Source organism: Mesorhizobium sp. M7A.F.Ca.CA.004.12.1.1, from assembly GCF_003997835.1.
Lineage (GTDB): Bacteria > Pseudomonadota > Alphaproteobacteria > Rhizobiales > Rhizobiaceae > Mesorhizobium.
The window spans coordinates 1-5,881 of the sequence record NZ_RZRK01000374.1; the positions used below are offsets into that span (position 1 = coordinate 1).

5 protein-coding genes and 1 pseudogene are annotated in these 5,881 nt (G+C 65.0%); 1 reads left to right on the forward strand and 5 read right to left on the reverse strand.

What is annotated here, in order from left to right:
• Nucleotides 1–354: pseudogene (locus EN984_RS19725) on the reverse strand (DsbA family protein); the annotation flags it as partial.
• Between the two features lie 131 nt (nt 355–485).
• Between EN984_RS19725 and EN984_RS19730 the strand changes: the two are divergent.
• Nucleotides 486–1,403: a LysR family transcriptional regulator gene (locus EN984_RS19730; RefSeq protein ID WP_127269586.1), complete on the forward strand. Its 918-nt coding sequence runs from the start codon at nt 486–488 to the stop codon at nt 1,401–1,403.
• A gap of 12 nt (nt 1,404–1,415) precedes the next feature.
• Here EN984_RS19730 and EN984_RS19735 read toward each other — a convergent pair whose 3' ends face one another.
• The 4 genes from EN984_RS19735 to EN984_RS19750 all read right to left on the reverse strand — a co-directional run.
• Nucleotides 1,416–3,032 (reverse strand): GMC family oxidoreductase, encoded by a 1,617-nt coding sequence (locus EN984_RS19735; RefSeq protein WP_127269585.1) that lies wholly within the window; start codon nt 3,030–3,032, stop codon nt 1,416–1,418.
• Nucleotides 3,029–4,543, reverse strand: coding sequence for an FGGY-family carbohydrate kinase (locus EN984_RS19740; RefSeq protein WP_127272425.1), 1,515 nt, complete (start codon nt 4,541–4,543; stop codon nt 3,029–3,031). Before EN984_RS19740 ends, EN984_RS19735 begins: the two co-directional genes overlap by 4 nt.
• A gap of 22 nt (nt 4,544–4,565) precedes the next feature.
• Nucleotides 4,566–5,408 (reverse strand): class I fructose-bisphosphate aldolase, encoded by an 843-nt coding sequence (locus EN984_RS19745; protein ID WP_127270631.1) that lies wholly within the window; start codon nt 5,406–5,408, stop codon nt 4,566–4,568.
• Nucleotides 5,399–5,881, reverse strand: a 483-nt coding sequence (locus EN984_RS19750) for a glycerol-3-phosphate dehydrogenase C-terminal domain-containing protein (protein WP_281057321.1), incomplete at its 5' end; no start/stop codon positions are given. The genes EN984_RS19745 and EN984_RS19750, both read right to left, overlap by 10 nt.

Here is a 5,881-nt window from a genome sequence, read left to right on the forward strand (position 1 = left end):
ATGCTGGATCGTCTTCAGCACCGCAAGCCGGCGGCTGGGATCTTCCAGGCCAGCGGCACTGATGCCGAGTGTGGCGGCATGTGAATCGAGCAGGGTCCCACGGACATTGAGGACATTGTGCCGGTAGGCCGGCGTGAAGGATTGTCCGGTCAGGCGCTCGATGCGCTGGTCGTTCGCCCAGGCATGCGCCGCAAAGCCTTCATCCATCGGACGCGCGCCGGCGCCGGAAAACAGGCCGGTCGGCAGCAGTTCGACGTTCAGGCCGGCGGCCGACAACCGGTCGAGCATCGGAGTGGCGCCATAGCACCAGCCGCAGAGCGGATCGAAAAGATAGGTCACTTCTGAATTGCTCATAGTCGCTGCCATTCCTGCCCGGCCACCGGACTCGTCGAGGCCGTCGCTCATATGTGGCAGACGGCAGCCTTGCGATAAATGGCGCCCAATTATACAAACTGTCTGATCTGATCATACAAAGGGCAGCCAGCTTGGCCGAACTTCTGAACCTCAATCGGCTCGCCTACTTCACCACGGTCATGGAAACCGGCTCATTCACCGCCGCGGCCGACCGGCTTGGCGTCGCCAAGGCCGTGGTCAGCCATCAGATCGGCAAGCTCGAAGAGGAGCTGGGCGCAACGCTGCTGCAGCGCACGACCCGGCGTGTCACGCCGACCGAAGAGGGCCGCCTCTTCTATGACCGCGCGATGATCATCCTGCGCGAAGCGGAGGCGGCCTATGGCGAAATCTCGCGCGGAGCCGTCGAACCGAGCGGAACGCTGAGGCTGACGGCGCCACTCGACTACGGCACCAAGATCGTGGCTCCGGTCATGGCCGCCTATCTCAGAACCTACCCGCATATGCGCGTCGAGGCGATCTTCGACGACGCCGTCAGCAATCTGGTGGACGAGCAGATCGATCTCGGCATCCGCGTCGGCTGGCTCACCGATTCCTCGAACCAGGCGCGGCGCCTGGGGACGATCCGGCAGATCGTGGTGGCGAGCCCTGGCTTCGCGGCGAGCCTGCCGCCCGACGTGACGCCGCGCCAGGCAAGATCGCTGGCCTGGGTCGGCAACACCCAGTTGCGAGGCATCGGCCAATGGCTGTTTTCCAGGGACACTGAGACGGTGCTGACCGAACTCAATCCGGTCATCATGTGCGACAAGAGCCCCGCCGCCCTGGCTTGCGTGCTCGTCGGCATCGGGCTCGGCGTCTTTCCGGATTATAGCGTCAGCGACGATATCGCCGAGGGGCGGCTGGTGCCGGTGTTTGCCGACTGGAGCCTGCCGTCAGGCGGCATCCACGCGGTCTTTCCGCCGGCCCGGTTCCGGCCCGCCAAGGTGCGCACCTTCGTCGATCTGCTCGCGGCGGCCGAGAGACGGCGATCGCGCGGTGTTGCCGCGGCTTGAAGCCGATGGCGGTCAGCGGGCCTCTTGCAGGATCATCTCGGCTGCCTTTTCCGCGATCATGACGACCGGCGAGTTGGTGTTGCCTGAGACGATTGTCGGCATGATCGAGGCATCGACCACGCGCAGCCCGCCAAGCCCGTGAACACGCAGGCCGTCGTCGACCACCGCCATCGTATCCGAACCCATCTTGCAGGTGCCGACGGGGTGGAAGATCGTCGTGCCTATATCGCCGGCCTTGCGGATGAGCTCTTCATCGCTGTTATACTGCGTGCCGGGCAGCATCTCTTCCGGCGCAAAGCGCGCCACCGCCCGGGCCTTCATCAGGCTGCGGACATGGCGCAACGACGCGACGGCCACGCTGCGGTCTCCCTCGGTGGAAAGATAGTTCGGGCGGATCTTCGCCGCCTCCCGCGCGTCGGATGAACCCATATGTACGGTGCCCCGGCTTTCGGGGCGCAGATTGCAGACCGAGACGGTGACCGCGGGAAAGCGATGCAGCGGCTCGCCCAGACGGTCGGTGCTCAGCGGCTGCACATGGTATTCGAGATCGGGGGTTGCGAGACGCGGATCGCTCCTGGCGAAGATGCCGAGCTGGCTCGGCGCCATCGACAGCGGCCCGCTGCGCTTGAGCGCGTATTCCAGCCCCATCGACGCACGGCTGACCAGATTGTGGTAGCGCTGGTTGAGCGTGGCGGTGTTGGCGACCTTGAAGACGGTGCGGATCTGCAAATGGTCCTGCAGATTTTCTCCAACGCCCGGCAAGGCGTGACGAACATCCACGCCGATGCTCGAAAGCAGGTCGGGGCGGCCCACCCCCGACAGCTCGAGCAGCTTCGGCGAGTTGATGGCGCCGGCCGCAAGGATCGTCTGTCCAGCGCGGACCTGGTGCAGGCGGCCGCCTTGGCGGAAAACCAATCCGGTGACGCGCCGGCCGTCGAATTCGAGCCGTTCGGTCTCCGCGCCGAGCACCACGCGCAGGTTCTTGCGCCCCGCTATACCACGCAGGAACGCCTTCGACGTGTTCCAGCGCACGCCCTTCCTTTGGTTGACCTCGAAATAGCCCGAGCCTTCATTGGTGCCGGTGTTGAAGTCTTCGGTGCGCGGAATGCCGAGTTCCTCGGCCGCGTCCCGGAAGGCGTCAAGGATCGGCCATGAAAGCCGCTGCCGTTCGACCCGCCACTCGCCGCCGCTCCCGTGCATGGCGCCTTTGCCGCCGTGATAGTCTTCCGATTTGAGGAAATAGGGCAACACGTCATCCCAGCCCCAGTCGGCATTGCCGGCCTGACGCCAGCCATCGTAGTCGGCTGCCTGGCCGCGCATGTAGATCATGCCGTTAATCGATGAACAGCCGCCAAGCACCTTGCCGCGCGGATAGTTGAGGCTGCGTCCATTGAGACCGGCTTCCGGCTCGGTCTTCATCATCCAGTCGGTGCGCGGGTTGCCCATGCAGAAGAGATAGCCGATCGGGATATCGACCCAGTGATAGCGGTCGCTGCCCCCGGCCTCGAGCAGCAGCACATTGTTGCGCGGATCGGCGGAGAGCCGGTTGGCGAGCACGCAGCCGGCGGAACCGGCGCCGACGATGACGTAATCGTAATTGCCGAACGGGGACGGTGGATCTTCGGTCACGTGCGCGCCTGCTGTCCGGCGATGCGCTCCCACATCGGGGTCATCGCCTGGTTGATCTCGCCGTACAGTCGATACCGTCCCGCATATGCATCGGCAACCGCCTCGTTGGGTACAAAATGTCGGGCGGCCGCCGTCATGGCGGCGGCACCTGCGCTGTAGTCCGCGAAAATGCCGACGCCGGTGCCCGCCGCGATCGCCGCTCCCAGCGCGCCGGTTTCGCGGCTGCGCGCCACGGTGACGGGCACGCCGAGCACATCGGCGAATATCTGCGGCCAGACGCTGCTGCGCGAGCCCCCGCCCGACAGCACCACCTGGTCGAAATCAGCGCCCGCTCTGTGCAAGGTCTCGACATGGCGCTTATGCTCGAAGGCAACGCCCTCGAACAGCGCACGCAGCAGATGGGCTCGGCTGTGCCAGCCGGCGATGCCATAGAAGCCTGCGCGCGCATGGCCATTCTGCTGCGAGCCGTAAAGGAAGGGATGATAGATCGGGATGTCGCTGTTCGGATCGACGGACGCCACCAGTTCGCTGCACAATTCGAACGGCGACTTGCCGGCTTCGCCACCATGTTCGAGGAATTCGCGAACGATCCATTCGAGATTGGCGGCCGAGGTGGCACTGGATTCGATCGCCAGATAGCGCTGGCGGTCGAAAGTCGACAGCATGAAGATCGAAGGGTCGCGGATCGGTTCGTCGGTAATGACCTGGTTGATGCTCCAGGTCCCTGCGATAACCGATGCGGCGCCGGTTCTGGTCACGCCCGAACCGACCGCGCTGGCGACGACATCGAACAGCCCGGCGACGACCGGCGTGCCGGCGCGCAGTCCCGTCAGGGCCGCCACCTCCGCGCTCACATGACCGGCAATGTCGGCCGATTCCAGCACTGGCGGCAGCAGGTCCATGCAATCGCCGAGCCCATAGGCGGCAAGCAGGTCCGGCTCGTAGCGGCGGTCCTGCATCTGCAGCAGGCCGCAGCCCGACATGTCTGAAGTGTCGCTGCTGCGCGCACCAGTCAGGCGGTTGACGACGAAATCCTTGCACAGGAACACAGTTCCGATACTGGCGAACAAAGCCGGCGAAAAGCGCTTGAGCCAGGCAAGCAAGGTAGGCGTCTGCGCCGCCCACGGCCGTTGCAGGCAATGTGCATAGGTGCGGCCGCCGACATTCTGTTTTGCCCATTCGGCGACGATGTCGACCGCGCGTGTGTCGAGCGACTGGATGCCGATCAATGGCGCGCCCGTGCGATCGAGCGCGTAGAGCCCGTTGCCATGACCGGCGCAGCCGATGGCGACTATCTCGCCGGCGTCGATGCCGGCTTCAGCGATGCATTGGCCGATGACCGAAACCGCGTTGCGCCAGAGTTCGTCGAGATCGCGTTCGACATGCCCGGGCTTTGGCATGGACGAGCGGCCGTCACGGGCGGCGAATGCCAGTTCGCGGCCGGACAAGTCGAAGAGGATGGCCTTGATGACGGTGTTGCCGGCATCGAGGCCGAGGATGTAGCTTGCCATTGGCGCCTCCCGAGGCCGCAGCCTATGCCTGGTTGTACAGATCCCAGGCCACGCCGCCATCGGCATCGTCATGAATGATCGCCATCAGCCCGCGCACGACAGCGCTCGGGTTGGCATGCTGGTAGATGTTGCGGCCATAGACCATGCCAAGCGCACCCTGTGCCATCAAGGCGGCCGACTTGTCGAACACGGCACGCAGATCCTCCTTGCCGCCGCCGCGCACCAGCACCGGGCAGCGCGCCGCCTCGACGACGCGGTGGAAGTCGTTGGGATCGGTGGTCGGATCGGCCTTGACGATATCGGCACCCATTTCACGGGCAAGCCGGGTCAAGGTGACGATCTTTTCGGCATCGCCGTCGACCATGTAGCCGCCATGCTCAGTGACCGGCAGCATGGCCAGCGGCTCGATCATCAGCGGCAGGCCGTATTTCTCGCAATCGGCGCGCACGCGGGCGATGTTCTGCACGCATTGCCGGAACAGGTCGGGTTCGTCGGGCAGCATGAACAGATTGACCACGACGCAAGCCGCATCCATCTCGATGGCGCCAAGCAAGGGCTCGGCTTCATTCTGCAGCACCGCCCACATCGCCCGGTGGCGTATCCTGTTATAGGGATTGCCCATGTCGATGCGCATCACCAGCGCCGGCTTGTCCTTGCCAGGCACGGCCTGCAGCAGATCGGCCTGGCCGTAGTTCATCTGGATGGCGTCGGGGCCGGCCTTGACCAGCTGATTGACCACACCGGCCATGTCTTCCAGCCCGGCAAGGAAGCTCGGCTCGTTGCAGACACCGTGATCGATGGCTACGTCGAGGCAGCGGCCGCCACCGAACAGCCGGTTCATGCGGACTTTCTTGTTTATGCGCATAGGGCGCTCCTTTGATGCGTCTGGAGATCGATGCCGTGCCGGTCGGCCAGCAAGGCGAGGAAGGTCGAGCGCTCGGTGGCGGCCTCGCTGGCGCTCCAGCCCTTGTGCGCCGCCAGCATGTCGAGAACGGCGTTGATGAGGTCGAAACTGAGACCGCCCGAAATGGCGATGGTGGTGCGGCGCAGGAACAGGTCGGCAAGGCACTCGATCTGTTCGCGCTCGATGATGCGCCCGATTTCGCTTGCCGAATAGTCCGACTGCGGCAGCATCTGTTCGCCCGCGGGGTGCGAAACGAAATCCCTGGCCGACGTGCCATAGCGCTGCAGAAGTGTGCGCGCGCGCTCGACCGGCAGGCCATGCTCGGCGGCGAATGACGCGCACCAGGCGTCCGGATCGGCGGGGAAATCGCGGCCGCCACCGATGGCCATGTCCTGCGTGCCCTTGCCGCGCGCGAGGCCGAGCCGCTTCAACGC

Bases quoted from the DNA above. Each gene is read 5' to 3' on its own strand.
- EN984_RS19740 (WP_127272425.1), bottom strand. From the start codon at position 4,543: ATGGCAAGCTACATCCTCGGCCTCGATGCCGGCAACACCGTCATCAAG.
- EN984_RS19745 (WP_127270631.1), bottom strand. From the start codon at position 5,408: ATGCGCATAAACAAGAAAGTCCGCATGAACCGGCTGTTCGGTGGCGGC.